Source organism: Micromonospora sp. DT63, assembly GCF_049841615.1.
Taxonomy (GTDB): Bacteria; Actinomycetota; Actinomycetes; order Mycobacteriales; family Micromonosporaceae; genus Micromonospora.
On record NZ_JBNCKQ010000013.1, the window covers coordinates 18,915 to 45,406 of the forward strand.

The window sequence follows — 26,492 nt, forward strand, 5'->3', positions numbered from 1 at the left end:
GGAAGGACTGCTCACCGGGGATCGGGCCGAATCAACACCGCCGAACGGTGCAGGAGGACGCGCGACGCCCGGGAGCGCACGGACCGCGATCGCGGGGAGGCGGGCCGGCTCGGGAAGTGGGGCGTCAGTTGCGCATGCCCGAACCCTAACCACCGCCCGATAAGACGCGCACCCGATTTTCCTGGCACGATCGGCGCATGCTGATCGCGTTCTCGATCACCCCGCTCGGCGCCGGCGACTCCGTGGGTGACCTGGTTGCCGAGGCGGTACGGGTGGTCCGCGAGTCCGGATTGCCCAACCGGACCGATGCCATGTTCACCACCGTGGAGGGTGAGTGGGACGAGGTGATGGCGGTGGTGAAGCGGGCGGTCGACGTGGTGTCCGCGCAGGCGCCCCGGGTGAGTGTCGTCCTGAAGGCCGACGTCCGACCCGGGGTCACCGACGCGCTCACCGCGAAGGTGGCGCGTGTGGAGGATCGACTGTCCCAGGGGTGAGCGGGGCCGCCGGTCAGGGTGTGGCCACGCCGGGCGGACGGGCCGCGACCAGGCAGTGACCCGCCGTGGGACGACCCGCCCACGATGCCGCGCGCCGCGATACGGTCGCAGCAGGATAGTTCGACGGCGAGAGGTGGCGGCACGAATGGCTGAGCAGGCGACGGCGCAGATCGGCGTGACCGGGCTGGCGGTGATGGGCCGGAACCTGGCCCGCAACCTGGCCCGCAACGGCTTTACCGTGGCGGTGCACAACCGGTCACCGGAGCGCACCCGCAGCCTCGTCGCCGAGCACGGTGACGAGGGCACCTTCGTGCCCGGTGAGTCGATGGCCGACTTCGTGGCGTCGCTGGAACGGCCCCGCGCGGTGATCGTGATGGTCAAGGCCGGTGCGCCCACCGACGCCGTGATCGACGAGCTGGTGCCGCTGCTGGAGGAGGGCGACATCATCGTCGACTGCGGCAACGCCCACTTCGCCGACACCCGTCGCCGGGAGGAGTCGCTGCGCGCGCAGGGGCTGCACTTCAGCGGCACCGGCGTCTCCGGTGGTGAGGAGGGCGCGCTGCTCGGGCCGAGCATCATGCCGGGCGGCTCGGAGGAGTCGTACGCCAAGCTCGGGCCGATGTTCGAGAAGATCGCCGCCCACGTCGACGGCGAGCCGTGCTGCACGCACGTCGGGCCGGACGGCGCCGGGCACTTCGTCAAGATGGTGCACAACGGCATCGAGTACGCCGACATGCAGCTCATCGCCGAGGCGTACGACCTGCTCCGGTCGGGCCTGGGCGCGAAGCCGGCGGAGATCGCGGAGATCTTCCGCGACTGGAACGGCGGCGAGCTGGAGTCCTTCCTCATCGAGATCACCGCCGACGTGCTCGCGCACACCGACGCGGCGACCGGCCGCGCGTTCGTCGACGTCGTACAGGACCGGGCCGAGCAGAAGGGCACCGGCCGGTGGACGGTGCAGAGCGCCCTCGACCTGGGCATCCCGATCACGGGCATCGCCGAGGCGACGTTCGCCCGCTCGCTGTCGGGTCACGTCGACCAGCGCGAGGCCGCCCGCCGGGCGTTCCCGGACGCCGGTGAGGCGTGGCAGGTCGCCGACCGGGACGCGTTCGTCGAGGACGTGCGCCGGGCGCTGCTCGCTTCCAAGATCGTCGCGTACGCGCAGGGCTTCGACCACATCCGGGCCGGCAGCCAGGAGTTCAACTGGGACATCGACCTCGGCGGCACGGCGACCATCTGGCGGGGCGGCTGCATCATCCGCGCCCGCTTCCTGAACCGCATCCGCGAGGCGTACGACGAGCAGCCCGACCTGCCGACGCTGCTCGTGGCACCGTACTTCGCCGAGGCGGTCGCGGCAGGTGTGCCGAGCTGGCGGCGGGTCGTGGCCGACGCGGCCCGGGCGGGGGTGCCGACGCCGGCGTTCTCGTCGTCGTTGGCGTACTTCGACGCGCTGCGCGCCGAGCGGCTGCCCGCCGCGCTGATCCAGGGCCTGCGGGACAACTTCGGCGCGCACACCTACCAGCGCGTCGACCGCGAGGGTTCGTTCCACACCACCTGGGCCGGCGACAAGACCGAGTCCCCGGCGTAACCAGGATCGCCCCGCGCGCCGCGCTCGGCAAGATCGTGCTTGATCCAGGATGTAGTGGCCTCCCGCGCCAGGGAGGCCACTACATCCATGTTCGAGCGTGATCATGGGAGCCGACGCGGGCACCCGTCAGGCGACCGTGGCGTGCATCTCCCAGACGAGGATCTCGGCCGGCTCGTCGGCGGTCACCCGCCGGCCGCCGGTCATGGTGAGCCGGGCGGCGTCGCCGGTGCCGAGCGGGCCGCTGTCCTCCAGGGTCACCGTGCCGTTCGGCACGTACAGGTGCACGAAGGGCGCGTCCGGGAGGGTGACCTCGTCGCCCGGGCCGAGTCGGGCGGCGTGCAGGGTGGCGTACCGGTTGCGGATCCGGATCGCGGACGCCCCGTCGTAGCGGTCCATCCCGGAGGCGACCGGCACCAGGCCGCCGCGCAGCAACTCGTCCTCGATCTCCAGCTGCTCGTAGCCGGGGTCGACGCCCTGCTCATCGGGGAGCACCCACATCTGCACGAAGTGCACGGGGTCGCTGTGCGGCTCCTGGTTGTTGAGCCGCCAGGCGTCGTTCTTCTCCGAGTGCAGGATGCCGGTGCCGGCGCTCATCCGCTGCGCCAGGCCCGGGTAGATCACCCCGGAGTGGCCGGTGGAGTCCTGGTGCACGAGGGAGCCGCGCAGCACCCAGGTGACGATCTCCATGTCCTCGTGCGGGTGGGTCTCGAAGCCGGCGCCCGGCCGGACCACGTCGTCGTTGTTCACCAGCAGCAGCCCGTGGTGGGTGTTGGCCGGGTCGTAGTGCCGGGAGAACGAGAAGGAGTGCTTGGAATCCAACCAGGAGATCCGGGTGGCGAACCGGTCCTCGGCACGACGCAGGTCGACCGCCGGCGCGGGTGCGGTCACCAGGCACGCTGCCCGGTCTCGGGGGCGGTCACCAGGCACGCTGCCCGGTCTCGGGGGTCGACGGCGCCCAGGTCAGGGCCGGCTCACCGGTGACCAGCTCGGCGATCTCACCGGTACGCAGCTGCGGCGTGTGACCGAACTCCGCGCAGTGCTGCTCGGCGATCTCGGCGCAGATCTCGGCGACCTGTTCGCAGATCGGGTCGCCCAGATCCGCCGCGTTCAGCGCCATGATCATCTTGTACCGGAGATCCCGCATATCCCCCCCAACCGCATCATCCCGCCACCTCCGGACCCTACCTGCCCCCACCTCCCCGAACCCCGAAACAACCAACCCCACCCACCCTCCCCGGCCACCTCCCCGGCCGCGTCGATCATGGAGTTGTGGTGGCGAACGAAAGTCGCGAATGCGGCCGAACCGGCCACCCCAACTCCATGATCGACCGGGGCGTGCTGCACCGATTTGGCTTCCTGGACGCGCCGACCGGGTGAGACGCCAGCGCCGCCCCGCACGTCGTGTGCGGGGCGGCGCGGGAGAGTCGGGGACTACCAGAACCGGCGGCGCTTGGCCTTCTGCGGGCGGATCAGATCCGCACCCTTGGTCAGCAGCCGGGTCGCCCCGGAGGGACCACGCCGGGCCTCCAGGGTGTGGCTGAGGCGGCGGGCGCCGGCCGCGGCCACTGGCACCGCGATCGCCATCACCGCCCACTGGGCAATGCGCTTCTGGATCATGTGGGTTCACCTCCGTCAGTGGCTTCTGACGTAGCTGGTACCCAGAGTGACCGTCGGGTAAGCCTCCGCTCAGACCGTCGGGGCCACCGGGTTGGGCAGCGCGCCGCCGAACCGCCGGTCCCGCTGGGCGTACAGCTCGCACGCGTACCACAGGTGGCGGCGGTCGAAGTCCGGCCAGAGCGTGTCCAGGAAGACCAGCTCGGCGTACGCGGTCTGCCAGAGCAGGAAGTTCGAGATCCGCTCCTCGCCGGAGGGCCGCAGGAACAGGTCCACCTCCGGGATCTCCGGGTGGTACAGGTATTTCGCGACGGTCTTCTCGGTGACCTTCGACGGGTCCAGTCGACCGGCCGCCACGTCCCGGGCGATCGCCGCGGCGGCGTCGCCGATCTCGGCCTGCCCGCCGTAGTTCACGCAGAACTGCAGGGTCAGCGTCGAGTTGCCCCGGGACATCTCCTCGGCGGTCTGCAACTCGGAGATGACGCTCTTCCACAACCGCCCCGACCGCCCCGACCAGACCACCCGGACGCCGAGGTCGACCAGCTGGTCGCGGCGTCGACGGATCACGTCCCGGTTGAAGCCCATCAGGAACCGGACCTCGTCGGGCGAGCGCCGCCAGTTCTCGGTGGAGAACGCGTACGCCGACAGGTAGGGGATGCCCATCTCGATCGCGCCCTCGATGGTGTCGAAGAGGCTGTGCTCCCCCGCCTCGTGGCCCTTGGTGCGGGGCAACCCGCGGTCCTTGGCCCACCGGCCGTTGCCGTCCATCACGACGGCGACGTGCTTGGGCACCGCCTCGCTCGGCAGCGCCGGCGGCCGGGCACCGGACGGGTGCGGGGTCGGTGGCGTCGGCTCCCGCCGGCCGGACCTCATCGATCGGATCACTCGGCTCTCTCCCTGCTCGTGCCGTCCGCACCGGCCTCGACGTCACCGCGCGGCCGGAGCATCGCAGCCCCACCGCCGCCCGGCGGCGGGACCGTGCCGGCGACCGAGGGACCCCGGTCGACCAGCGGCAGCGAGCGTAGCGCGCGTTCCAGATGCCACTGGAGGTGCGCCGCGACCAGCCCACTGCACTCCCGGCGTACTCCCGTCTCGGTGGCGTCGGCGACCACCCAGTCGCCGGTGGTCAGCGCGGACATCAGGTCGATGGTGGCCGGCGCGGGGTGGGCCGCGCCGGGCGGCCGGCAGTCCGGGCAGACCGCGCCGCCGGCCGGCACGGAGAACGCGCGGTGCCGCCCGGGGGTGCCGCAGACCGCGCAGGCGATCAGCGCCGGCGCCCAGCCCGCGAGAGCCATCCCGCGCAGCAGGTACGCGTCGAGCACCAGCGTGGTCGCGTGCTCGCCCCGGGACAGCGCCTTCAGCGCCCCCACGGTGAGCTGGAACAGCCGCAGCGACGGCTCCCGCTCGACAGGCGTCAGCCGCTCGGCGGTCTCGGCGATCGCGCTGGCCGCCGTGTAGCGGGGATAGTCGCCGAGGAACCGCTTGCCGTACAGCTCGATGCCCTCGACCTGGCTGACCGTGTGCAGCGAGCTGCCGTGGTTGCCCTTGGGGTCGCCGGCGAGTTGAAGGTCGACGTGACCGAACGGCTCCAGCCGGGCGCCGAACTTGCTCATGGTGCGCCGGACCCCCCGGGCGACCGCCCGCAGCCGGCCGTGCCGGCGGGTGAGCAGCGTGATGATCCGGTCGGACTCGCCGAGCTTCTGCACGCGCAGCACCACCGCGTCGTCGCGGTAGAGCTGTCGGCGGTACCCGGCCATCGGACCATTCTCCCTCGGGGTCTGAAATCAGGGTCGGTTCGGGGTGGATGCGCGGACGAACCCCGATGCGCCAGGCTCGCCACCGGCCGTAGCGTGCTCGCCATGGCACTGCACCAGATGACCGCCGCCCGTCGTCGCCGCGCCGCCGCGCCCGTCGCGTTGGGGCTGGCCACGGGCCTCATCCTGCTCGCCGGGTGCGACAACCTGTCCTTCCGCCGGCTCGACTACGACAACACCGAGGCGGTGAAGATCAGCACCATCCGGGTGCAGGGGGGCTCCGGAGACGTGATCGTCCGAGGCGGCGGCACGGCGGGCGAGGCACGGATCAAGCGGGTCGTGCGCTACCAGGGCGGCGAGCCCAAGGCCCGGTACGAGATCAAGGACAGCGAGCTGGTGCTGGACACCGACTGCGGCGACAGGTGCAGCGTCTCGTACGAGGTGACAGTCCCCGAGGGCGTGACCGTGCAGGGCGAGAGCGGCTCGGGTGACGTCGAGCTGACCAAGGTCGGCGCGGTGAAGCTGCGGCTGGGCTCGGGCGACGTGCGGATCAGCGACGTCGCCGGGGCGATCGACGTGGAGACCGGCTCCGGCAACATCGAGCTGAGCGAGGCCCGTTCGGCAGTACGACTGCGCGCCGGCTCCGGTGACATCACGGCTCGCCGGGTGGACGGGACGACGGACGCCGAGGCCGGCTCCGGCAACGTCACCGTCGAGCTGGAGACCGCCGCCTCGGCGCGTGTGCACGCCTCCAGCGGGGACGTCTCGCTGGTGGTGCCGGCCGGCAGCTACCGGGTCCGCTCCAGCACCGGCTCCGGCGACGCCCGGATCACCGTCGCCGACGACCCGGCCGCGTCCCTGGTGCTCGACGGCTCGGCCGGCAGCGGAGACGTGTCGATCAGCCAGCGTTGACCTCGACGGTCACCGGCGCACCGGGCACCCGCTGCGCCGGCACGGCCGCCCGTACGGCGGTCTCGCCGACGTCGGGACGACCCGCCGGGCCACGGTCGGAGGGGGCCGGCGGGCCGGTCGGGCGCGACGAGCCGGCGGGAATCAGCTCCGGGCGGCGACGGGCGGCGACGTCCTCGACCCAGCCGACGGCCAGGGTGACCAGACCGACAAGTGCGAAGACCAGCAGCACCCGGACGGCCAGCCCCACCGGGTCCTGGTGCGACCAGCCGACCACGTCGACCAGCGGGGTGAGCGCCACCACGAACGGCATGTGCCAGAGGTAGATGGTCAGCGCCCGCCGGTTGAACACGGTCACCAGCCGGTCGGCCAGCCGGCTGCGCTCCAGCCAGGCCACCCCGGTCGGGGCCCGACCCAGCACGACCAGGATGAACGCGGCCGACCAGAGCGCGTTGCCGAGGTGGTTGTCGTTGAGGTCGTACCCGCGGGGGCCGGGATGCGTGACGATCCAGGCCCCGCCGACGACCGCGAGGGCCAGCGACAGCGGGTACAGCACCCGGCCGGTGAGTCGACGCAGCATTCCGGCGTGGTGGGCGAAGCCGAGCAGCCAGGCGCCGAAGTACAGCCCGAACTCGCGCACCACCGGCGGCGCCGGGTAGATCCCCACCTCGATCGTCACCAGCACCACGTACGGGGCGAGCAGGGTGGGCAGCGGGGCCCGGCGGAACAGCCAGAGCGCGACCGGCGAGGCGAGCACGAACCACAGGTAGTCGCGCAGGTACCAGATGATGCTCAGCGCCAGGGCGCCCCAGTTGTTCGCCGGCGGATCGGTGATCGGGAACAGCCACAGCAGCACCCGGGGCGACAGCGCCAGCCCGGTGAGCAGCATGGCCGGCACGAAGACCGCCGCCAGCACCCACAGCGACGGCAACAGCCGGCGCAACCGGCGGCCGACCGCTCTCGGGCCGGACCGGGCGAGCGAGGCAGCCATCAACGAGCCGGCCAGCGCGAACATCACCGACATGGCCGGGAAGACGAGGGTGAGCGTCGCCCAGCCGGTGACGTGGTAGACGACCACCCGGACGATGGCCAGGAAACGGAGCAGATCGAGGTATCTGTTGCGCATCAGCCTGCATCTGGATCGGGGACGCGGTGCTTCCTCCCCTACCCTTCGCGGCCCGTGCGCCAAACGACGCCGACCCCGGCCGATCGTGAAGCTGCCCACGGCCCCGACCGGGAACGATCAGGCCGCCCCTCAGCAGGGCGGCCGGATGGCGCTCTTAGAAGCCCAGCTTGCGCAACTGCCTCGGGTCGCGCTGCCAGTCCTTCGCGACCCGCACGTGCAGGTCGAGATAGACCCGGCTGCCCAGCAGCTCCTCGATCTGCCGGCGGGCGGTCGTGCCGACCTCCTTGAGCCGGCTCGCCTTGTGACCCAGAACAATGGCCTTCTGGCTGGGCCGTTCCACGTACAGGTCGGCGTAGATCTTGATGACCTGACCCTCGGGGATCATCTCCTCGACCACCACGGCGATGGAGTGGGGCAGCTCGTCGCGGACGCCCTCCAGGGCCGCCTCCCGGATCAGCTCCGCGACCATCACCTGCTCCGGGTCGTCGGTGAGCATGTCGTCCGGGTAGAGCTGGGGCGACGGCGGCAAATATTTGGTCATCACGTCGACGAGCGTGTCCACCTGGTGCCCGGAGACGGCGCTCACCGGCACGATCTCGGCGAACTCGCCCAGCTCGCTGACCGCGAGCAGCTGCTCGGCCAGCCGGCGCTTGTCCACCAGGTCGGTCTTGGTGACCACCGCCAGCACCGTCGCCTTCAGCTCGGCCAGCTCGCCGGTGATGAACCGGTCGCCGCGCCCCACCGGCTCGTCCGCCGGGATGCACAGGCCGATCACGTCGACCTCGGTCCAGGTCGAGCGGACCAGGTCGTTGAGGCGCTCGCCGAGCAGCGTACGGGGGCGGTGCAGACCCGGCGTGTCCACCAGAACCAGCTGCGACTCCGGACGGTGCAGCACCGCCCGGATGACGTGCCGGGTGGTCTGCGGCTTGTTCGAGGTGATCGCGATCTTGGTGCCGACGATGGCGTTCGTCAGGGTGGACTTGCCGGCGTTGGGCCGCCCCACGAAGCAGCCGAACCCGGCCCGGTACGGACGCGGCTCCGGATCCCGGACGGGGCTCACTGGGTCACCGTGCCGAGCACGGTGCCGTCCGGCGCGGCCACGTGGATCGGCGCGTCCACGGCGAGGTCGCGGACCGCGGCGTGCCCGGCGCCGTCCAGCGTCGACGCCTCGGTCACCACCACCGCCGCCTCCAACCGGCCCGCACCGGCGGCCACGGCGGAGGCCACCGCCAACTGCAGCGCCGTGAGGGTCAGGGAGGGCAGCGCGACGCTTGCCGCCGCGTACGTCCGGCCGTCGGAGTCCCGGACCGCGGCCCCCTCCACGGCACCGACCCGCCCGCGGGCGCCCCGGGCCAGGACGACGAGCTTGCCGTCCTCGGCGCTCAGCGGACCCGGCGCGGTGGGGGTGGGCCGGGCGGCGGGCGCGGCGGGTGTCTCAGGCATCGGCGGCTTGCCTCTCCTCGTCTCGGTAATGATCCGGGTCGTCCCCGGGGCCGGCATTGTCGCCGCGCCCGGTGCTGTCCTGCTCGTCGCCCGACTCCACCCTGCTGACCAGGACGGTGTCGATCCGGTTGCGCCGGCCCGTGGTGCCCTCGGCGACCAGCCGGAGGCCGGCCACCTCGGCCTGCGCTCCGGGGATCGGCACCCGCCCCAGCGACTGGGCGAGCAGGCCACCGACCGTCTCCACCTCGTCGGTGGGCAGATCGGCGCCGAACATCTCGCCCAGGTTCTCCACCGGCAGGCGGGCGGTCACCCGCACCGAGGAGTCCGCGAGGCGTTCGACCGGCGGGCGTTCGACATCGTACTCGTCGGTGATCTCACCGACGATCTCCTCCAGGATGTCCTCGATGGTGACCAGACCACCGGTGCCGCCGTACTCGTCGACAACGATGACCAGGTGGTTGCGGGCCGCCTGCATCTCCGACAGCAGATCGTCGACCGGCTTGGACTCCGGGACGAAGGTGGCGGGGCGCATCAGCTCCGCCACCGGCAACTGCTCGGCGTCCGGGTCGCCGCCCCGCGACCGCCGGATCAGGTCCTTGAGGTAGAGCACCCCGAGCACGTCGTCGACGCTCTCCCCGATCACGGGGATGCGGGAGAAACCCGAGCGCAGGAAGAGCACCAACGCCTGGGCGAGGGTCTTGCCCTCCTCGATCCACACCATCTCGGTACGCGGAACCATCACCTCGCGGGCGATGGTGTCGCCGAGCGCGAACACCGAATGGATCATCTGACGCTCGCCGTGCTCCACGACGCCGCGCTGCTCGGCCAGGTCCACCAGCTCCCGCAGCTCCACCTGGCTGGCGAACGGCCCCTCGCGGAAGCCGCGCCCCGGGGTGACCGCGTTGCCGATCAGGATGAGCAACGAGGCGAGGGGGTTGAGCGCGCGGCCCAGCCAGCGGACCAACGGCGCGACCGCCCGGCCCACCGCGTACGCGTGCTGCCGGCCGATGGTGCGCGGCGCGACGCCTACCACCACGAAGCTGACCACTGTCATCGCGCCGGCGGTGACCAGCGCGGCACGCCACCCGGCGCCGAAGCTGTCCACCGCGACCAACGCCACGAGCGTGGTGGCGGTCAGCTCGGCGAGCAGCCGCAGCAACAGCAGCAGGTTGAGGTGCCGGACGACGTCCGCGGCCACGACCTGGAGGGTCCGTGCGCCGCGCACACCGTCGCGGGCCAGCTCGGCGGCCCGGGCGGGCGAGACCGCGGCGAGCGCCGCCTCGGTCATGGCGATCACACCGGCCAGCACCACCAGGCCCGCCGCGAAGACGATCAGTTGCAGGTCGGGAAGGCCGGCCGTGGGGCCGACCGCGAGTAACAAGGGAGTGGACATCACTGGGTGCGGGTCGACCGCCAGCTCGCCAGCAGTCGAGCCTGCAGAGCGAACATCTCGCGCTCCTCCTCCGGCTCGGCGTGGTCGTAGCCGAGCAGGTGCAGGACCCCGTGCACGGTGAGCAGGTGCAGCTCGTCGGCCGAGGCGTGCCCGGCGGTCGCCGCCTGCTTGGCCGCGACCTCGGGGCACAGCACGATGTCACCGAGCAGGGCCGGCTCGCCGCCGGCGGGGGCGCTCTCGCCCGGACCGTGGTCGACGCTCCCCTCGTCCATCGGGAAGGCGAGCACGTCGGTCGGGCCGTCCCCACCCATCCAGCGGTGGTTCAGCTCGGTCATGTAGTCGATGTCGACAAGCAGCACGGAGAGCTCGGCGAGGGGGTTGACCCCCATCTCGTCGAGGGCGTGCCGGGCGACGGCGAGCACGGCGTCGGTGTCGACCTCGACACCGGACTCGTTGGCGATCTCGATGGACAACTGCTTTCCTCTGCTTTAGCGGCGGCGGCCGGACCGGCCGCCCTGGGCGGGTCGCCCGGGAACGGCGTGGACGCCCTGCGCCTGCTGGTTCTCCCGCTCGTCCCAGCGGGCGTACGCGTCGACGATCTCCCCGACCAGCCGGTGGCGAACCACGTCGGAGCTGGACAACTGGGAAAAGTGCACGTCGTCGACGTTCTCCAGGATCTCCCGGACCACCCGCAGGCCGCTGCTCGTCCCGCCGGGAAGGTCCACCTGGGTGATGTCACCCGTCACGACGATCTTGGAGTTGAAGCCGAGTCGGGTGAGGAACATCTTCATCTGCTCGGGCGTCGTGTTCTGCGCCTCGTCGAGGATGATGAACGCGTCGTTGAGGGTGCGGCCCCGCATGTACGCCAGGGGCGCGACCTCGATCGTCCCGGCGGCCATCAGCTTCGGGATCGACTCCGGGTCGAGCATGTCGTGCAGCGCGTCGTAGAGCGGGCGCAGGTACGGGTCGATCTTCTCGTTGAGCGTGCCGGGCAGGAAGCCCAGCCGCTCCCCCGCCTCGACCGCCGGTCGGGTCAGGATGATGCGGTTGACCTGCTTGGCCTGCAACGCCTGGACGGCCTTCGCCATCGCCAGGTAGGTCTTGCCGGTGCCGGCCGGGCCGATGCCGAAGACGATGGTGTTCGAGTCGATCGCGTCGACGTACCGCTTCTGCCCGAGCGTCTTGGGGCGGATGGTGCGCCCGCGACGGGAGAGGATGTCGAGGGTCAGGACCTCGGCGGGTCGCTCGGCGCTGCCCTGCTCGAGCATGCCGACGGTACGCCGGACGGCGTCAGTGGTCAGGGTCTCGCCTTTCTCGATGAGTTCGAGCAGTTCACTGAAGACCCGCTCGGCGAGGGCGTTGTCCGCGGGGGCGCCGGTGATCGTGATCTCGTTGCCCCGGACGTGCACGTCACTGGCGACCGAGCGTTCGACGAGTCGCAGGATCTCGTCGCCCGCGCCGAGCAGATTGACCATGATCTTGGAGTCGGGCACGGTGATCCTGGTCTGCACCCGGGGCGGGCCGGGAGGTGGGGTGCCGGTCATAGGTCGGGCCGAAGGGCCCTGCGCACCTGCTCTCGATCTCGGCGCCGGCCCTGCTGGCACGGCGTGCGGACGTTACACCCATCGTATCGGTTCAACGCGGGCCGCATCGCGCCCATTTCCGCTGGCCGCGATCAACTACCGGCCCGGAAGTCGTACCCGTCGAAGGTCTCCTGGTGGCGGGTGAACCGGTAGGTCGCCCAGTGCATCCGGACCACCGTCCGATCCTCGTCGCGGGTCAGCCGCAGCAGCTCGCCGACCTCCCGGCCGGAGACCGTCCGGAACACGTCCGGCCGGTCCGGCAGCGGTGCGAAGACCGCCGGCGGGCGGCCCGCCTGGTCCCCGGCCCCGCGCGCCCGCAGGGCGCCGTCGTGCCAGGAGAAGACGTACTCGGAACCCTCGCCCCACCACCGGCCGAGCACCCCCCGCAGGGCCGCCGGAGCGGGTGCGCCCGGCGTCCACGGCTCGATGTCGGCGGGATCGTGCTCGACCGCCTCGGTGAGCAGCCGGTGCGGCAGTTCGAGCACCTCGCTGGCCGTGCCGGACGAGCCGAGCACCGCGGCGCCCATCGCGCCGGCCGTGCCGTCGCCACCCCGCCGGCCGTACACGCCGGCCAGGAAGCCGGGCATCGCCCCGTCGTGCCCCACGTGCACCACCCGTTCACCCTGCGGGACGAGGATCAGGCCGAGCCCGAAGCCGGCGCCCCAGAGCGTCTCGTCGGTGGTGGTCAGCGGCCAGCGCATCTCGTCCAGGGTGCCCGGGGCGAGCACCGCGCCGGCCGGGTCGAGCGCCGCCGGGTCGGCGAGGAACGCCGCCCAGCGGGCCATGTCGCTAGCGGTGCTCCAGAGCTGGGCGGCCGGGCCCACCGCGCCGAAGTCGGTCGGCGGCTCCGGGTGCGCCTCGTCGGAGTACGCGTCGACCAGGTAGCCGGTGGCCGCCGAGGGCCGCGGGGTCACTGTCGTGTCGGTCAGCCCCAGCGGAGTCAGCACCCGCTCGGCGAGCACCTCCGCCCAGGTGCCCCCACGCAGCCGGCCCACCAGCAGGCCGAGCACGGCCAGGCCCAGGTTGGAGTAGTGGAAGCGCCGACCGGTGGGCAACACCCGCTCGGCACGGTCGAGGCCGGCCACCAGCTGCTCGACGTCCGGCGCGTTCAGGGTGTCCCAGACGTCACCGAACGGCTCGCGTTGCAGGCCGCCGGTGTGCGACAACAGCCGGCGCACGGTCAGCTCGCCGTGCGCGGGAAGGTCCAGGTGCCGGCCCACCGGGTCGTCCAGGTCCAGCAGCCCGTCGTCGCGGCACTGGAGGGTGAGCACCGCCGTGAAGGTCTTGGTGACCGAGCCGATCCGGAACTGGGTGCCCGGCCCCAACGGACTGTCGGTGCCGGTGCCCCCGACAGTGCACGTCCACAGCTGTCGGTCGGCGCGGTGCAGCGCCGCCGACACCGCCGGCACCCGGGCGTCGGCCTGCACCCGGCGGACCAGCCGACCCAACCGGTCGTACGCGTCGGGGCCGGCCGTCACGCCAGGTCCCGGGCGAGCATCGGACCGAGCGGGGCGCCACCGAGCAGGTGCGCGTGCGCGTGGAAGACCTCCTGCCCGCCGTACGCCCCGGTGTTGAACATCAGCCGGAACCCGTCGCCGAGCAGCCCCTCGTCCTCGGCCACCGCGGCGGCCGTGGCGAGCACCGCACCGGCCAGCGCCGGGTCACCCTCGGCGAGCGTGGCGACGTCGGCGTAGTGCTCCTTCGGAATGACCAGGACGTGCACCGGGGCCTTCGGGTCGATGTCGCGGAAGGCGAGCGTGGTGGCGGTCTCCCGGACCACGGTGGCCGGGATCTCCCCGGCGACGATGCGGCAGAACAGGCAGTCGGATCCCATCGGGGCAGTGTAAGGAGAGGATGCACGGTTGAGGCAGGATGGCCGGCATGACGGATCGGGCGGTACTGGTGACCGGCTCCTCGCGTGGCATCGGCCGCGCGGTGGTGGAGGCGTTCGCCGCCAGCGGCGACCGGGTGGCCATCCACCATCGCGACTCCGGCGACGCGGCCGAGAAGCTGCGCGCGGGGCTGCCCGGCTCGGGACACGTGGTGGTCCGCGCGGACCTCACCGACCCGGACGCGGTCCGGGCCATGGTCGACCGGGCCGCCGAACTGCTCGGCGGGCTGGACGTGCTGGTCAACAACGCCGGGACGTACGGCGACCGGGACGTCCCGCACCCGATCTTCGGCACGTCGTACGACGAGTGGCAGCAGCGCTGGCGGCAGGTGCTGGAGACCAACCTGACCGGGGCCGGCAACGTCATCTGGTGCGCCGCCCAGCACCTGCGCGAGCGCGGCGGCCGGATCGTCAACGTGTCGTCCCGGGGCGCGTTTCGGGGTGAGCCGGACCAGCCGGCGTACGGCGCCAGCAAGGCGGGGCTGAACGCGTTGGGGCAGTCCCTCGCCGTGGCGCTCGCGCCGTACGGCATCACGGTGGCCACCGTCGCGCCGGGCTTCGTGGCGACGGACATGACGACCGAGCACCTGCGCGGTGAGCGGGGCGCGGCCATCCGGGCGCAGAGCCCGTTCGACCGGGTGGCCCGGCCGGAGGAGATCGCCGCCGCCGTGCACTGGCTGGCCTCACCCGAGGCGGAGTGGGCGTCGGGCACCATCGTCGACCTCAACGGCGCCTCCTACCTGCGCAGCTGACCGCGCGGGCAGCACGGGCAGCGCGGGCAACAACGGGCAGCGCGGGCTACAACGGGCGTGATGCCTGTGAGTCATCAAGATGACTCACAGGCATCAGGTTCAACCGGGGGTGCGGCTCGACCGCAGCCGACAGCGACCGCCTGGCACGGCCCGGCTCGCCCCTGTCGCACCTGACGGGGCTACGGCGAGCGGCGGGCTACCAACGGCCGAGGGGGGTGGGCTACCAGCGGCCGAGGCGGGTGGCGAGCACGGCGAGCGCCGCGACCCCGGCCGTCGAGGTGCGCAGCACGGCTGGTCCGAGTCGGACCGGCCGGCCGCCGGCCTCGCGGAAGGCGGTCAACTCGGCCGGGGCGATGCCGCCCTCGGGGCCGACGACCAGGACGATCTCACCGCCGGTCGGCAGGTCGGCGGTGGTGAGCCGCTCCTGCGCCTCCTCGTGCAGGACGAACCCGGCGGCGGCGCCGGCGATCCGGCGGGCGACGGTCGCGGTCGACTCGTCGGGCGCACCGGCCACCACCGGCAGCCAGGGCCGGCGGGCCTGCTTCGCCGCCTCGCGAGCCGTGGCGACCCACTTCTGCCGCGCCCGTACGCCCCGGTCGCCGCGCCACTGGACCACCGAGCGCGACGCCGCCCAGGGCACGATCTCGTCCACCCCGACTTCGGTCATCGCCTGCACGGCCAGCTCGCCCCGGTCACCCTTGGCGATGCCCTGCACGGTGACGATCCGGGGTACGGGCGCGTCCGCGTACTCCCGGTTGGTGACGCTGACCTCCAGGCTGCCCCTGCCGACGGCGGTGACCACTGCGGCGGCCGTGCCACCCCGCCCGTCGGCGAGCAGCAGCTCCTCGCCGACGCGCAACCGCTGCACGGTGGCGGCGTGGTGCCCCTCGGGCCCGTCGAGGGTCAGCGCGTCGCCGGTGGGCAGCGCGTCGACCAGGAAGAGCGGCGCGGACACGTCAGGCGTGGCCGTTGAACGCGTCGCGCATCCGGGAGAAGAAGCCGCCCTGCTTGGTCAGCTCGGCGACCTCCTCGCCCCGGGTCTTGGCGAAGTCGCGCAGCATCTTCTCCTGGTCGGGGTCGAGCTTGGTGGGCGTCCGGACGTCGAGGTGCACGTAGAGGTCGCCCCGGCCGGTGCCGCGCAGGTGCGGTACGCCCCGGGCGCGCAGCCGCAGCGTGCTGGCCGGCTGGGTGCCGGCCTTGACGTCGACGGTCTCCTCGCTGTCCAGCGTCTTGATGGTGAGCCGGGTGCCCAGCGCGGCGGCCGTCATCGGCACGGTGACGCGGCAGTGCAGGTCGTCGCCCTTGCGGGAGTAGACGTCGTGCGGCCGCTCGTGGATCTCCACGTAGAGGTCGCCGGCGGTGCCGCCACCCGGGCCGACCTCGCCCTGCTGGGCCAGCCGGATCCGCATGCCGTCCTCGACACCGGCCGGGATCTTGACGGTGAGCGAGCGGCGGGTGCGCACCCGGCCGTCGCCGGCGCAGGTGGGGCAGGGGTGCGGGATGGTCGTGCCGTAGCCCTGGCAGACGGTGCACGGCCGGGCGGAGACCACCTGGCCGAGGAAGGTGCGCTGCACCGACTGCACCTCGCCCCGGCCGCCGCACGCCTCGCAGGTGGCCAGGTGGGTGCCGGCTGCCGTGCCGGCGCCCGAGCAGGTGGTGCAGAGCACCGCGGTGTCGACGGTGATCGGGGCCTCGACGCCGAACGCCGTCTCGTGCAGGTCGAGTTCGAGGCGCAGGATCGCGTCGGCGCCCGGCCGGGTCCGCGGCCGTGGGCCACGGGCGCCACCTGCCGCGCCGCCGAAGAACGCGTCCATGATGTCCTGGAAGCCGACGAACGGGCCGGCCCCGCCGGGGCCACCCGGACCGCCCGCGCCGCCGCCTCCCGGGGCGAGCGGGTCGCCACCCAGGTCGACGATCTGCCGCTTGCGGTCGTCCGAGAGGACCTCGTACGCGGCGTTGATGTCCTTGAACTTCTCCTGGGCCTCCGGGTCCGGATTGACGTCCGGGTGGAACTGGCGTGCCAGCTTGCGGTAGGCGCGCTTGATCTCGTCATCGGAGGCTTCCCGGCTGACACCGAGGATGCCGTAGTAGTCCCTGGCCACTGCGTTCCGTGTCCTCATGTTCGTCTCGCGTTACGCCGACCGGCGGCCGCAGCCGGCCGTCGGCCCTGACTGGTCAGTTCTGGGCCAGCAGCTCGCCCACGTAGCGTGCCACGGCGCGCACCGTGGCGATGGTGCCGGGGTAGTCCATGCGGGTGGGCCCCAACACGCCGAGGCCGCCCACGATGGTGGCCCCCGGGCCGTACCCGGTGCTGACCACCGAGGCGGCGCGCAGGTTGTCGAACTCGTTCTCGTCGCCGATCAGGACCCGGGTCGTGCTGGGCTCGGTCTCGCCGATGAGCTTGAGCAGTACGACCTCCTCCTCCAGCGCCTCCAGGATGGGCCGCAGCGAACCCTGGAAGTCGAGCAGGCCGCCCCGGGTGAGGTTGGCGGTGCCGGCCAGGGCGATGCGTTCCTCGTGCCGCTCGACGAGCGTCTCCAGCAGGACCGTGGAGAGGGTGGTCATCGCGCCGCGCAGCTCCGACGGCACCTCCTCGACCAGCGCCTGCACCAGCGGCGGGGTGTCGGACAGGCGGGCGCCGGCGAGCTTCTCGTTGGCGAGCCGGCGCAGGTCGGTGACGTCGTCGGCGGGCACCGGCGCGGGCAGCTCCACCAGCCGCTGCTCGACCCGCCCGGTGTCGGCGATCATGACGAGCATCAGCCGGGTGGTGGAGATCGGCACCAGCTCCAGGTGGCGCACCGAGGAGCGGGCCAGGCTCGGGTACTGCACGACGGCGACCTGCCGGGTGAGCTGGGCGAGCAGGCGTACGGTGCGGTGCACCACGTCGTCGAGATCGACCGCGCCGACGAGGAAACGCTCGATGGCCCGGCGTTCGGCCGGACTGAGCGGCTTGACCCGGGACAGCCGGTCGACGAACAGGCGGTAGCCGCGGTCGGTGGGCACCCGGCCGGCACTGGTGTGCGGCTGCCGGATGTAGCCCTCCTCCTCCAGCACGGCCATGTCGTTGCGGACCGTCGCCGGGGAGACCCCGAGCTGGTGGCGCTCGACAAGCGCCTTGCTGCCGACCGGCTCCTGGGTGGAGACGTAGTCCTCGACGATGGCGCGGAGCACGGCGAGCTTGCGGTCGTCCAGACCCATCCTCCGCACCTCCTGTCGCACGTCGGCCGGCAGCCCACCCGGGCCGTCGGCCGTCCTGGCACTCGACTGTAACGAGTGCCAGTCTACGTCGGCGCCCCCGCCGACGCGATGATCAACGACAGGCCGTCGGTGCGGCCCGCGCCACCCCGAGCGGGCCGATCGGCCCACGCGACCGGGCGGTGTCGCTCTGGTGCGACGTTGCCGCCGACACCTACCGTGACAGTCATGACTGAACCACCTCGCCCTCCCGGCGCGGGAGACCCCGGCAGTTACCCGCCGGAGCCGACTCCCCCGGGCTCGCCCTACGCGGCCGAGCCGCCCACCGCACCACTGTCGGGGGCACCCGACCCGGCCGGGTATCCCCCGGCCGGTGGCTATCCGCCGCCCACCGGTGACCAGCCGCCGTCGGGTGGCTACCCTCCGCCAGGTGGCTACCCCCCGCCGGGCGGTTATCCCCCGGGCGGCCCGACTGGCGGCTATCCGACCGGCGGCGCCTACGGCGGCCCCGGCGGCGGCTACGCCAACAACGAGGACAAGACCTGGGCGCTGGTCGCGCACTTCGGCGGCGCGGCCGGGATGATCGTCAGTGCGGGCGTGCTCGGCTGGATCGCCCCGCTGGTGGCGATGCTGGCCCGGGGCACCCAGTCCCCGACGGTCCGGGCGCACGCCGTCGCCGCGCTCAACTTCCAGCTCATCTGGTCGATCGTCGGCCTGGTCGGCTGGGTGCTCTCGTGCATCCTGATCGGCTTCATCGGCGTCGGCGCGGCCGTCATCCTCGGTGCCGTGTTCGGCATCCTCGCCGGCATCAAGGCCAACGAGGGCAGCCTCTACCGCTACCCACTCTCGGCCAACCTCGTCAAGTGATCCGGGCCGGCCGCTCCCCCGGCCGGTCCGGCGCACCGCCCGCCCGCCGGCAGGGGTGTGGGGTGAGCGGCGACTGTCGCACCGCCGGCCGGGGCGGCGCGTCCCGGGTCAGGGCAGCAGGTCGCGGACGACCGCGTCGGCGAGCAGCCGCCCGCGCAGGGTGAGCACCGCCCGGCCGGCGGCGTAGTCCCCGGCGACCAGCAGACCGTCGGCGAGGGCCCGCTCGGCGCCGGCCCGGCCGGCCGCGTCGAGCACTGCCAGCGGCAGCCCGCTGGAGAGCCGCAGCCGGAGCATCACGTCCTCCATGTGGGCCTCGTCGACAGTGAGCACCTCACGGGCCAGGCCGGGGGACGCGCCGGAGGCCAACCGCTGGGCGTACGTCGTGGGGTGCTTCACGTTCCACCAGCGCACCCCGCCGACGTGGCTGTGCGCCCCGGGGCCGAGCCCCCACCAGTCCGCGCCGGTCCAGTAGAGCAGGTTGTGCCGGCACCGGGCGTCGTCGGTGCGCGCCCAGTTGGACACCTCGTACCAGGACAGGCCGGCCGCGTCGAGGGCGGCCTCCGCGGCCAGGTAGCGGTCCGCGGCCACGTCGTCACTGGGGTACGCCAGCTCGCCGCGCCGCATCCGGGCGGCGAGCCGGGTGCCGTCCTCCACGATCAGGGCGTACGCGCTGACGTGGTCCACCCCGGCGGCGACCACCTGCTCCAGCGTGGCGGCGAAGTCCTCGGGCCGCTCGCCCGGCGTGCCGTAGATCAGGTCCAGGTTGACGTGCTCGAACCCGGCGTCGCGCGCCTCCAGGGCGGCGGCGGTGGCCCGACCGGCGCTGTGTGTGCGGTCCAGGATCGCCAGCACCCCCGGGGAGGCGGACTGCATGCCCAGCGAGATCCGGGTGTAGCCGGCCGCCCGCAGCCGCCGCAACGACTCCGGGGTGACCGACTCCGGGTTGGCCTCGGTGGTCACCTCGACGTCGGCGGCGAGCCCCCAGGTGCGGTCGATGCCGTCGAGGATGCGGGCCAGGTCGTCGGCGGGGAGCAGGGTGGGGGTGCCGCCGCCGACGAATACCGTGTCGACCCGCGGCGGCGGGCTGTCGCCGAGCACGCGGGCGGCGAGCGCCAGCTCGGCCAGCACGGTGTCGGCGTACGCCTCCCGGCTGGCGCCCCCGCCCAGCTCGGCTGCCGTGTAGGTGTTGAAGTCGCAGTAGCCGCAGCGGCTGGCGCAGAACGGAACGTGGACGTACACGCCGAAGCCGCGCGCGCCGACCGCCGAGGTGGCGGTGGCGGGCAGCGATCCGTCGACGGGGACGGTCTCACCATCTGGAAGGACGCCGGGCATGGCCACTAGTGTGCCCGGCATGACCTCTCCCGACGTCCTCGTGCGGGTCGCCACGGCCCGTGGGGTGACCACCCTCACCCTGGACAGCCCCCACAACCGCAATGCGCTCTCCACCGCCCTGATGACCCAGTTGCTGGCCGGGCTTGCCGAGGCGGTGGCCGACGACGCGGTCCGGGTGATCGTGCTGGACCACACGGGCCCGGTGTTCTGCGCGGGCGCGGACCTGAAGGAGACCGCCGCGGCGTACGCCAGCGGAACGGTGCCGGCCGGGATGCTGGGCGATGTGCTGGCGGCGCTCTGGGACTGCCCGAAGCCGGTGCTCGCGCGGGTCGCCGGGCCGGCCCGGGCCGGAGGGCTGGGCCTGATCGCGGCCGCCGACCTGGCGGTCTGCGCCGACGAGGCGACGTTCGCCTTCACCGAGGTGCGGATCGGGGTGATCCCGGCGGTGATCTCGGCGACCGTGCTGCCCCGCCTGCACCCGCGTGCCGCCGCCGAGCTGTACCTGACCGGCGACACCTTCGACGGCCGACGGGCCGCCGAGATCGGCCTGGTCACGGCCTCCGTGCCGGCGGACGGGCTGGACGACGCGGTACGGCGCTACTGCGACTCGCTGGTGCGCGGGGCACCCGGCGCGCTGGCCGGCGCGAAGGAGCTGCTGCGCCGGCCGGGCACCGCCGAGCTGCGGGCGGATCTGGCGCGGCTGTCCGCCCTCTCGACCGGGTACTTCCTCTCCGACGAGGGGCGCGAGGGCGTCCTGGCCTTCCGGGAAAAGAGATTGGCTCGATGGGCGGCCGTTCTGGACGGCGGTTCCGCTGATCATGCCGGGTAGGGCCGGGACGCCACCGTCGCCCGGTGGCGCCCCGGCGTCCGTCCGGTCGGGTCACCAGGCGGTCGCGCCGCCGTCGACGGGGTAGTTGGCCCCGGTGATGTACGACGCCCGGTCGGACGCGAGGAAGACCACCAGCTCGGCGACCTCCTCCGGACGGGCGAAGCGCTTCAGGAGCGTCTTGGCCGTGATGGCGTCCCGGGCCGCCTGGTTGTCACCGAGGTCCCGCTCACTGGCGGGGGTGAGGATCGGGCCGGGGCTGACGGCCACCGCGCGGATGCCATGGGGTGCGCCTTCGAGCGCGAGCTGCCGCGTCAGCCCGATGACGCCGGCGTTCGCGGCGGTGTGGCCCACCATCGGGGGGACCTGACCGGCGATCATGCCGGCCATCGAGGCGGCGTTGATGATGACGCCACCGCCGCGCCGGACCAGGTGCGGCCAGGCGAACTTCGACACGAGGTACGGGATGTCGAGTTCTCCGGCGATGGTGTAGCGCCAGTCCTCGACCGAGAAGTCCGGCATCGGGCCGAACCGCAGCGCGGCGGCGTTGTTGTAGACCACGTCGAGCCCCCCGTGGACGGCTACGGCGTCCTCGACGAGTTTGCGGGCCTGTTCCGGGTCGGTCAGGTCGACCGGAGCGATGCTCGTCATCTCCCCACCGGCCGCCCGGACGAGGTCGACGGTCTCGTTGTTGCCGTCGATCTGGATGTCGGCCCCGACGACCTTGGCGCCCTCCCGGGCGAAGGTCAGCGCGGCGACGCGGCCCAGACCGCCGCCGGTGCCGGTGATGAGTACGACCTTGCCGTCCAGCGTGCCCATCGGACTCCTCCTTGCCTGGTCGGGGCCGTTTCGCGGCCCCTGATTGACGTGTCAATCGCTCAAGTCCCTGAGCCGGTCAATCGCTTCCCGGCGTCCGCGGTCGGGTGATCCGGCAGACAGCCCCGAGCCCGGTCGGCGCGGCAGGTGAGTTCGGCCCCGGAGCGGGAACGTCCCGATCGGGTACGCGGCGGCAGCGCGGACCCCGAACCGGTCGGACGACCCGGACGACGCCGACGGGGACGTACGCTTGTCGAACTGTCGTTCAGGGGGTGTGGGTGCGAACTCGGGCAGCCGTGGCGGGTGGAGTGGTGCTCATCCTCGTCGCCGTGATCGCGATCTGGCTCGTCGTCCGGCAGGTCGGGGATCAACTGCGGCTGCCGCTGGCGGGGCGCACCTGCACGGTCCAGGCCGACGGCCGGGTCGCGCTGGACGTCGAGCAGATGGCCAACGCGGCGACCATCGCGGCGATCGGCGCCCAGCGCGGGATGCCGGAGCGGGCCGTGGTGATCGCGCTGGCCACCGCCTACCAGGAGTCGGGTCTGCGCAACCTCGCCGACGGCGACCGGGACTCGGTAGGCCTGTTCCAGCAACGCCCGAGTCAGGGCTGGGGCACGTCGGCGCAGATCCGCGACCCCCGCTACGCGGCCAACAGGTTCTACGCGGCGCTGAAGAAGGTGCGCGGCTGGGAGAAGATGCGGGTCACCGATGCCGCCCAGCGGGTGCAGCGCTCGGCGTTTCCCGAGGCGTACCAGAAGTGGGCCGACGACTCCGAGGTGCTCAGCAGGGCCCTGCTCGGCGATGTCACCGGCGCGGTGGCCTGCACTGTGGGGCGTACCCCGGTGATGCACGGCGCGGCGGCGGCCGCCCAGCTGACCCGCAACCTGGTGCTGGACTGGGGGGTGTCGGGCGCCGACCCGGCCAGCCAGACCGGCCTGGCGGTGACTGCCGACGACCAGCGCGACGGGTGGCGGTACGCGCACTGGCTGGTCTCGCACGCCCAGGACCACGGGGTGAAGCGGGTCCGCTTCGGTGACCTGGAATGGACCGCCCGCAACGGCACCTGGGGCCGGGTAACCGGCGGGCAGGGCCCGGCGGATCGGGTGGTGGCCGAGGTCTTCGCCGAAGGCTGACGACCCGGATCTCTTAACCGGCAGTGACCGCACAATCGGACATAAGCCCGCAGAACCAGCCGGCCATCAGGTGAATGTGACTCTACGCACCCGTACCGCTGCGTGCGGTCCGACCCGGAGCCGCACCTGCACCGCTCGCCCTCCCACCGCATAGGCACTCGCGTTACGATCGGCGGCCTGTGCCAGAAATGGTTTCACCTCATGGGGAGGGGTACGACGCGGTGTTCGATTACGGCGACCGGACCGGCTACGAACCGATCAGCGACACTGACCGCAAGGAGTTCCACGAGCAGGGGTTCCTCCTGCTGCGCAACGTCCTGACGGAGGACCACCGGGCGGCGCTGGAGGCGGCTGTCGACCGCGTCTACGCGGAGGAGCAGGCCAAGGGCAACACCAAGAAGGACGGCACGCTGCACCTGCTGGGCTTCCTGGAGCGTGACGAGCTCTTCGGCGAGCTGCTCACCCACCCGATCGCCTTCCCGTACATGTGGGGGCTGGCCGGCTGGAACATCTACACCCACCACAACCACCTGGACGTCACCCCGCCGGCCGCCGAGCCGGAGAAGCCCTACTGGGGCTGGCACCAGGACGGGTACCGGCAGAACTCCGACCCGGAGACGATGGACCCGAACCTGCCCCGGCCGATGTTCTCGCTGAAGGTGGCGTACGTGCTCTCGGACCTCTCCGAGACCGGCCGCGGCGCCACCAAGGTCATCCCGGGCAGCCACCTGTGGAACTCGCTGCCCCGGCCGAAGGACCTCAGCGTGCACAACCCCGACCCGGAGGGCACGGTGGAGATCACCGCCAACCCGGGCGACGCGTTCATCTTCGACCGCCGGCAGTGGCACTCGCGCTCGACGAACCTGTCGACGATCACCCGCAAGATGCTCTTCGTCGGCTACACCTACCGGTGGATCCGGCCGCTCGACGAGCTGCACCCCGACCTGAACGGCGAGTGGTACCGCAACCGCACGCCCGTGCAGCGCCAGCTGATCGGCGAGGGCACCCACACCGCCAACTACTGGGGCATCAACTGGGACGGGTACGTCGACGACGAGATCCCGCTGCGCAAGGAGCTCAAGGAGCGCGGCCTGCTGGACCGCAACATCCCCTGGCTGCGCTGATCACCTGCGGCTGAAAACGGCCCCCCGCCACCGTTGGCGGGGGGCCGTTCCGTATCCGCTTCCGGTCCACCGGCTGCCGCACTGTCGGTAGCGTGACGGGTAGGCAGAGCCGGGGCGCAGCGCCTGCCCGGGGCGCGGGGTGGCACAGGAGGCAGCCGCGATGACGTCCGCCCCGCTCCCCCGGATCCTCCGCCGGCGCGGCGAGCCGGAATATCCGACCTTCCTGGAACTCTTCTTCGACCTGGTCTACATCTTCCTGCTCTCGCGGCTCTCCGCCAGTCTGGGCGAGAGCCTCACCGTGCGGAACGCGGCGCAGACCGCCGTCCTGCTGCTGGCCGCCTGGTGGGTCTGGGTGCTCACGGCGTGGCTCACCGACCTGTTCAACCCCCGACTGCCGATCATCCAGGCGACAGTCCTGCTGGTCATGCTCGGCACCCTGCTGATGGCGATCGCGACCCCGTACGCCTTCGGCCGGTACGGGTGGCTCTTCGTCGCGGCGTACTTCGGCATCCACCTGATCCGTGACGCCGTCCTGATCCCCGGCACCCGCGTCAATCGTCCGATCCAGGCCCGGAGCATCCGGGTCTTCTTCTGGTTCGGCATCACCGTGACGCCCTGGGTTGCCGGGGTGTTCGTCGACGAGACGGCTCGACTGGTGCTCTGGTCGCTCGCGGTGGCGGTCGATCTCGGCTCGGCACGGTTCGGCTGGCCGACGCCGGGGCTGGGCCGCACCGAGCTGGCCAGCCAGATCTTCACCGGGGTGCACCTCTCCGAGCGGCACCGGGCGATCTTCATCGTCGCGCTCGGCGAGTTGATCCTGAGCACCGGCACGGGGCTGGCCGGCAGCGGGTTCACCGCCGGTCAGGTGACCGCCAGCGCGGTCGCGTTCGTCAGCGCGGTCCTGCTGTTCCAGCTCTACTTCCAGCGCGTCCAGCGGATCCTGGCCCCACCGAGCGTCACGACTGTGGAGCGGGTCCGCTCCGGCACCTCCACCTCGTACACCCATCTGGTGATGGTGGCCGGGGTGGTGCTGGTCTCGACCGGCACCTCGATGGTCATTGCTCGGCCGTCCGGTCACACCCCGGTGGATGTGATGGTTGCCATCCTCGGCGGACCGGTGCTGTTCCTGTTCGGCAGCGTGCTGTTCGACGCCGTGGTGACGGCGCGGATTCTCTGGTCCCGGGTGCTGGCGATCGTGCTGCTGGCGGTCGTGCTGCTGTGCGCGCTTGTCGCGCCCGGCACGTTCCGTCTGCCGCCGTTGACCGTTCTGGTGGTGGCGAACCTGGTCCTGCTGCTCACCCTGGCCGGGGAAGGGCTGGCCGCCCGTCGCAGGCGGGCCGAGGTCACCGCGCCGGCCCGGTGAGGGGTCGCCCCCACCCGCCGCGCGGAGTCTCACCCCAGCATCGGCGGCGCCGGCGTACGCGTGTGTCGTCGGGTGCTGGCCAGGTTCGCCACGGCGATCAGGGCCAGCACGATCATGGCGAGCAGCGCGACAAGGATCGGCGGAAGCACGGGCGTGGCCGGCGCCAGGCACCCCAGCAGCACCACGCCGGCCAGCCGGGACCGCGAGATGCGTCCGAACACGGTGAAGTCGAGCAGGCCCCGGCCGATCAGGTACAACGCGGGGCTGCCGAGGATGACCGCGGCCCACGACGGCGGGGTCTCGCCCAACGGTCGATTCACCACGAGGTCGCTGGTGACCGCCGCCCCGGCGATGCCGGCCACCATGATCAGATGGGTGATCGCGGCGGACTGGGTGAGCAACGCCGGGTCGGTCGACCTGACGATCGCGTCGGTCAGCAGCTCACCGGCGCGGTAGATGTAGATCCGCCACATCAGCACCACAGTGCTGAACACCACGAGCAGAGCCCAGGCCCTCTCCAGCGTGTAATCGCTCCGGCTGAAGGTCGTCCCGGTCACGAAGATCGACACCCCGAGCGCGATGATGACGAACTGCCGGTAGCGCTCGGCCACCCGCGCGTGGACCAGCCGCCAGTCCCCCGGTCGTGAGCGGCCGATCCGGGGCAGCGGCCAGCCGCACACCGCCCCGACGTACTCGACGATGATCGCGAGCGCCCAGATCGACAACTGGCCCGAGCCGCCGACGAGCGCTCCGGCGATCCAGCCGACGCCGGTGACGCACTTCCAGGTCTGGATCCGGATGGTCGACCGCCGCAGGGGCCGGCCCTTCGAGACGACAACTGCGTAGTAGGCGGTGGTGCTGAGGGGAATGAACACGAAGGTGATCGCGAAGAGCAGCGCGCGATCGCCGTACGCCTCGGCCGCGACCGCCGCCAACAGCAGGCTGGCCGCCGCCACCGAGGTGAGATGCCCCTGCCCGGATGGACTGGTCAGGTCGATGGTGTCCGCGGTCCACACGCTCAGCGCCCAGACCATCGCGAACGCGAGCAGCAGCACCAGCACCTTGGCGACGCCGGTCCAGGTCAGGTCGTTGGCCAGGATGGTCGCCAAGGTGACCAGCGCGAAGACGTAGACGAGGTCGAAGAAGAGCTCCAGGAACGCCGGACGCTCCAGCGCCGGATCGGGTGCCGCTGCCGTGGCGCCGCCGTCCGTGGCCATCGACATCGCGCTTCACCCGGCCTCCACCGCATGCCCTCAAGGGGGACGATACGGGCAACCGCTCGCGTCCAA

General features: G+C 72.4%; 28 protein-coding genes. 9 read left to right on the plus strand and 19 right to left on the minus strand.

Annotated features, from left to right (window positions below; all coding sequences use genetic code 11):
• Positions 1-197 precede the first annotated feature (197 nt).
• Both ACLQ27_RS30730 and gndA read left to right on the plus strand, forming a co-directional pair.
• Positions 198-494 (plus strand): MTH1187 family thiamine-binding protein, encoded by a 297-nt coding sequence (locus ACLQ27_RS30730; RefSeq protein WP_357498432.1) that lies wholly within the window; start codon positions 198-200, stop codon positions 492-494.
• A 145-nt stretch (positions 495-639) separates the two neighbouring features.
• Positions 640-2,082 carry an NADP-dependent phosphogluconate dehydrogenase gene (gene gndA, locus ACLQ27_RS30735; RefSeq protein WP_234587233.1) on the plus strand — a complete coding sequence of 481 codons (1,443 nt, stop codon included), beginning with the start codon at positions 640-642 and terminating at the stop codon, positions 2,080-2,082.
• Positions 2,083-2,208: 126 nt separating this feature from the next.
• On the opposite strand, the gene ACLQ27_RS30740 is transcribed toward gndA, so the two are convergent.
• From ACLQ27_RS30740 to recO, 5 genes are all read right to left on the minus strand, one after another.
• Positions 2,209-2,970 carry a pirin family protein gene (locus ACLQ27_RS30740; protein WP_425870033.1) on the minus strand — a complete coding sequence of 254 codons (762 nt, stop codon included), beginning with the start codon at positions 2,968-2,970 and terminating at the stop codon, positions 2,209-2,211.
• A gap of 28 nt (positions 2,971-2,998) precedes the next feature.
• Positions 2,999-3,199, minus strand: coding sequence for a thioredoxin reductase (locus tag ACLQ27_RS30745; protein ID WP_234587228.1), 201 nt, complete (start codon positions 3,197-3,199; stop codon positions 2,999-3,001).
• Positions 3,200-3,513: 314 nt separating this feature from the next.
• On the minus strand, positions 3,514-3,699 hold the full coding sequence (locus ACLQ27_RS30750) for a hypothetical protein (RefSeq protein ID WP_234587226.1): 186 nt from the start codon (positions 3,697-3,699) through the stop codon (positions 3,514-3,516).
• 69 nt (positions 3,700-3,768) lie between these two features.
• On the minus strand, positions 3,769-4,569 hold the full coding sequence (locus ACLQ27_RS30755; RefSeq protein ID WP_234587293.1) for an isoprenyl transferase: 801 nt from the start codon (positions 4,567-4,569) through the stop codon (positions 3,769-3,771).
• 8 nt (positions 4,570-4,577) lie between these two features.
• On the minus strand, positions 4,578-5,453 hold the full coding sequence (gene recO, locus ACLQ27_RS30760; RefSeq protein WP_355067065.1) for a DNA repair protein RecO: 876 nt from the start codon (positions 5,451-5,453) through the stop codon (positions 4,578-4,580).
• 102 nt (positions 5,454-5,555) lie between these two features.
• Here recO and ACLQ27_RS30765 point away from each other — a divergent pair, with 102 nt between their 5' ends.
• On the plus strand, positions 5,556-6,362 hold the full coding sequence (locus tag ACLQ27_RS30765; protein ID WP_234587222.1) for a DUF4097 family beta strand repeat-containing protein: 807 nt from the start codon (positions 5,556-5,558) through the stop codon (positions 6,360-6,362).
• Here ACLQ27_RS30765 and ACLQ27_RS30770 read toward each other — a convergent pair.
• The 8 genes from ACLQ27_RS30770 to ACLQ27_RS30805 all read right to left on the minus strand — a co-directional run bounded on the left by ACLQ27_RS30770 (position 6,349) and on the right by ACLQ27_RS30805 (position 13,738).
• A complete protein-coding gene (locus tag ACLQ27_RS30770; RefSeq protein ID WP_357576055.1) occupies positions 6,349-7,485 on the minus strand; it encodes an acyltransferase family protein in 1,137 nt (378 codons plus the stop codon). The genes ACLQ27_RS30765 and ACLQ27_RS30770 overlap by 14 nt on opposite strands.
• A gap of 154 nt (positions 7,486-7,639) precedes the next feature.
• The gene (gene era, locus ACLQ27_RS30775; protein WP_234587218.1) at positions 7,640-8,545 is read right to left on the minus strand and encodes a GTPase Era; all 906 of its coding nucleotides are present in this window, start codon (positions 8,543-8,545) and stop codon (positions 7,640-7,642) included.
• Positions 8,542-8,928, minus strand: coding sequence for a cytidine deaminase (locus ACLQ27_RS30780; protein WP_234587216.1), 387 nt, complete (start codon positions 8,926-8,928; stop codon positions 8,542-8,544). The genes era and ACLQ27_RS30780 overlap by 4 nt, the downstream gene beginning before the upstream one ends.
• Positions 8,921-10,345, minus strand: coding sequence for a hemolysin family protein (locus tag ACLQ27_RS30785; protein ID WP_357498473.1), 1,425 nt, complete (start codon positions 10,343-10,345; stop codon positions 8,921-8,923). The genes ACLQ27_RS30780 and ACLQ27_RS30785 overlap by 8 nt, the downstream gene beginning before the upstream one ends.
• Entirely contained in the window at positions 10,321-10,794 is a 474-nt protein-coding gene (ybeY, locus tag ACLQ27_RS30790; protein ID WP_007463954.1) for an rRNA maturation RNase YbeY, read from the minus strand. Before ybeY ends, ACLQ27_RS30785 begins: the two co-directional genes overlap by 25 nt.
• Positions 10,795-10,809: 15 nt before the next feature.
• Positions 10,810-11,865, minus strand: a complete 1,056-nt coding sequence (locus tag ACLQ27_RS30795; protein ID WP_234587214.1) for a PhoH family protein — start codon at positions 11,863-11,865, stop codon at positions 10,810-10,812.
• Positions 11,866-11,996: 131 nt separating this feature from the next.
• Complete coding sequence (locus ACLQ27_RS30800; protein WP_425870038.1) at positions 11,997-13,382, minus strand: serine hydrolase domain-containing protein; 1,386 nt, start codon at positions 13,380-13,382, stop codon at positions 11,997-11,999.
• Entirely contained in the window at positions 13,379-13,738 is a 360-nt protein-coding gene (locus ACLQ27_RS30805; RefSeq protein ID WP_007463963.1) for a histidine triad nucleotide-binding protein, read from the minus strand. Before ACLQ27_RS30805 ends, ACLQ27_RS30800 begins: the two co-directional genes overlap by 4 nt.
• A gap of 47 nt (positions 13,739-13,785) precedes the next feature.
• On the opposite strand from ACLQ27_RS30805, the gene ACLQ27_RS30810 reads away from it, so the two are divergent.
• The gene (locus ACLQ27_RS30810; protein WP_234587209.1) at positions 13,786-14,547 is read left to right on the plus strand and encodes an SDR family NAD(P)-dependent oxidoreductase; all 762 of its coding nucleotides are present in this window, start codon (positions 13,786-13,788) and stop codon (positions 14,545-14,547) included.
• Between the two features lie 220 nt (positions 14,548-14,767).
• Here the strand turns inward: ACLQ27_RS30810 and ACLQ27_RS30815 are convergent, their stop codons facing one another.
• From ACLQ27_RS30815 to hrcA, 3 genes are all read right to left on the minus strand, one after another.
• Positions 14,768-15,502, minus strand: coding sequence for a 16S rRNA (uracil(1498)-N(3))-methyltransferase (locus ACLQ27_RS30815; protein WP_357498414.1), 735 nt, complete (start codon positions 15,500-15,502; stop codon positions 14,768-14,770).
• A gap of 1 nt (position 15,503) precedes the next feature.
• A complete protein-coding gene (gene dnaJ, locus ACLQ27_RS30820) occupies positions 15,504-16,649 on the minus strand; it encodes a molecular chaperone DnaJ (protein WP_172899204.1) in 1,146 nt (381 codons plus the stop codon).
• 73 nt (positions 16,650-16,722) lie between these two features.
• Positions 16,723-17,745 (minus strand): heat-inducible transcriptional repressor HrcA, encoded by a 1,023-nt coding sequence (gene hrcA, locus ACLQ27_RS30825; RefSeq protein WP_234587205.1) that lies wholly within the window; start codon positions 17,743-17,745, stop codon positions 16,723-16,725.
• A gap of 225 nt (positions 17,746-17,970) precedes the next feature.
• Here hrcA and ACLQ27_RS30830 point away from each other — a divergent pair, with 225 nt between their 5' ends.
• Complete coding sequence (locus ACLQ27_RS30830; RefSeq protein WP_357498411.1) at positions 17,971-18,609, plus strand: DUF4870 domain-containing protein; 639 nt, start codon at positions 17,971-17,973, stop codon at positions 18,607-18,609.
• Positions 18,610-18,717: 108 nt separating this feature from the next.
• On the opposite strand, the gene hemW is transcribed toward ACLQ27_RS30830, so the two are convergent.
• Positions 18,718-19,941, minus strand: coding sequence for a radical SAM family heme chaperone HemW (gene hemW, locus ACLQ27_RS30835; RefSeq protein ID WP_425870109.1), 1,224 nt, complete (start codon positions 19,939-19,941; stop codon positions 18,718-18,720).
• 19 nt (positions 19,942-19,960) lie between these two features.
• On the opposite strand from hemW, the gene ACLQ27_RS30840 reads away from it, so the two are divergent.
• Positions 19,961-20,770: an enoyl-CoA hydratase-related protein gene (locus ACLQ27_RS30840; protein ID WP_357576051.1), complete on the plus strand. Its 810-nt coding sequence runs from the start codon at positions 19,961-19,963 to the stop codon at positions 20,768-20,770.
• Positions 20,771-20,821: 51 nt separating this feature from the next.
• Here the strand turns inward: ACLQ27_RS30840 and ACLQ27_RS30845 are convergent, their stop codons facing one another.
• Positions 20,822-21,586 (minus strand): SDR family NAD(P)-dependent oxidoreductase, encoded by a 765-nt coding sequence (locus tag ACLQ27_RS30845; RefSeq protein ID WP_357498409.1) that lies wholly within the window; start codon positions 21,584-21,586, stop codon positions 20,822-20,824.
• A 269-nt stretch (positions 21,587-21,855) separates the two neighbouring features.
• Here ACLQ27_RS30845 and ACLQ27_RS30850 point away from each other — a divergent pair, with 269 nt between their 5' ends.
• The 3 genes from ACLQ27_RS30850 to ACLQ27_RS30860 all read left to right on the plus strand — a co-directional run bounded on the left by ACLQ27_RS30850 (position 21,856) and on the right by ACLQ27_RS30860 (position 25,203).
• Positions 21,856-22,716 (plus strand): hypothetical protein, encoded by an 861-nt coding sequence (locus tag ACLQ27_RS30850; RefSeq protein ID WP_357498407.1) that lies wholly within the window; start codon positions 21,856-21,858, stop codon positions 22,714-22,716.
• Positions 22,717-22,937: 221 nt separating this feature from the next.
• A complete protein-coding gene (locus tag ACLQ27_RS30855; RefSeq protein ID WP_357576050.1) occupies positions 22,938-23,840 on the plus strand; it encodes a phytanoyl-CoA dioxygenase family protein in 903 nt (300 codons plus the stop codon).
• Positions 23,841-24,000: 160 nt separating this feature from the next.
• Entirely contained in the window at positions 24,001-25,203 is a 1,203-nt protein-coding gene (locus tag ACLQ27_RS30860; protein WP_357498404.1) for a low temperature requirement protein A, read from the plus strand.
• 29 nt (positions 25,204-25,232) lie between these two features.
• On the opposite strand, the gene ACLQ27_RS30865 is transcribed toward ACLQ27_RS30860, so the two are convergent.
• Positions 25,233-26,426 (minus strand): low temperature requirement protein A, encoded by a 1,194-nt coding sequence (locus ACLQ27_RS30865; protein ID WP_425870043.1) that lies wholly within the window; start codon positions 26,424-26,426, stop codon positions 25,233-25,235.
• Positions 26,427-26,492 lie beyond the last annotated feature (66 nt).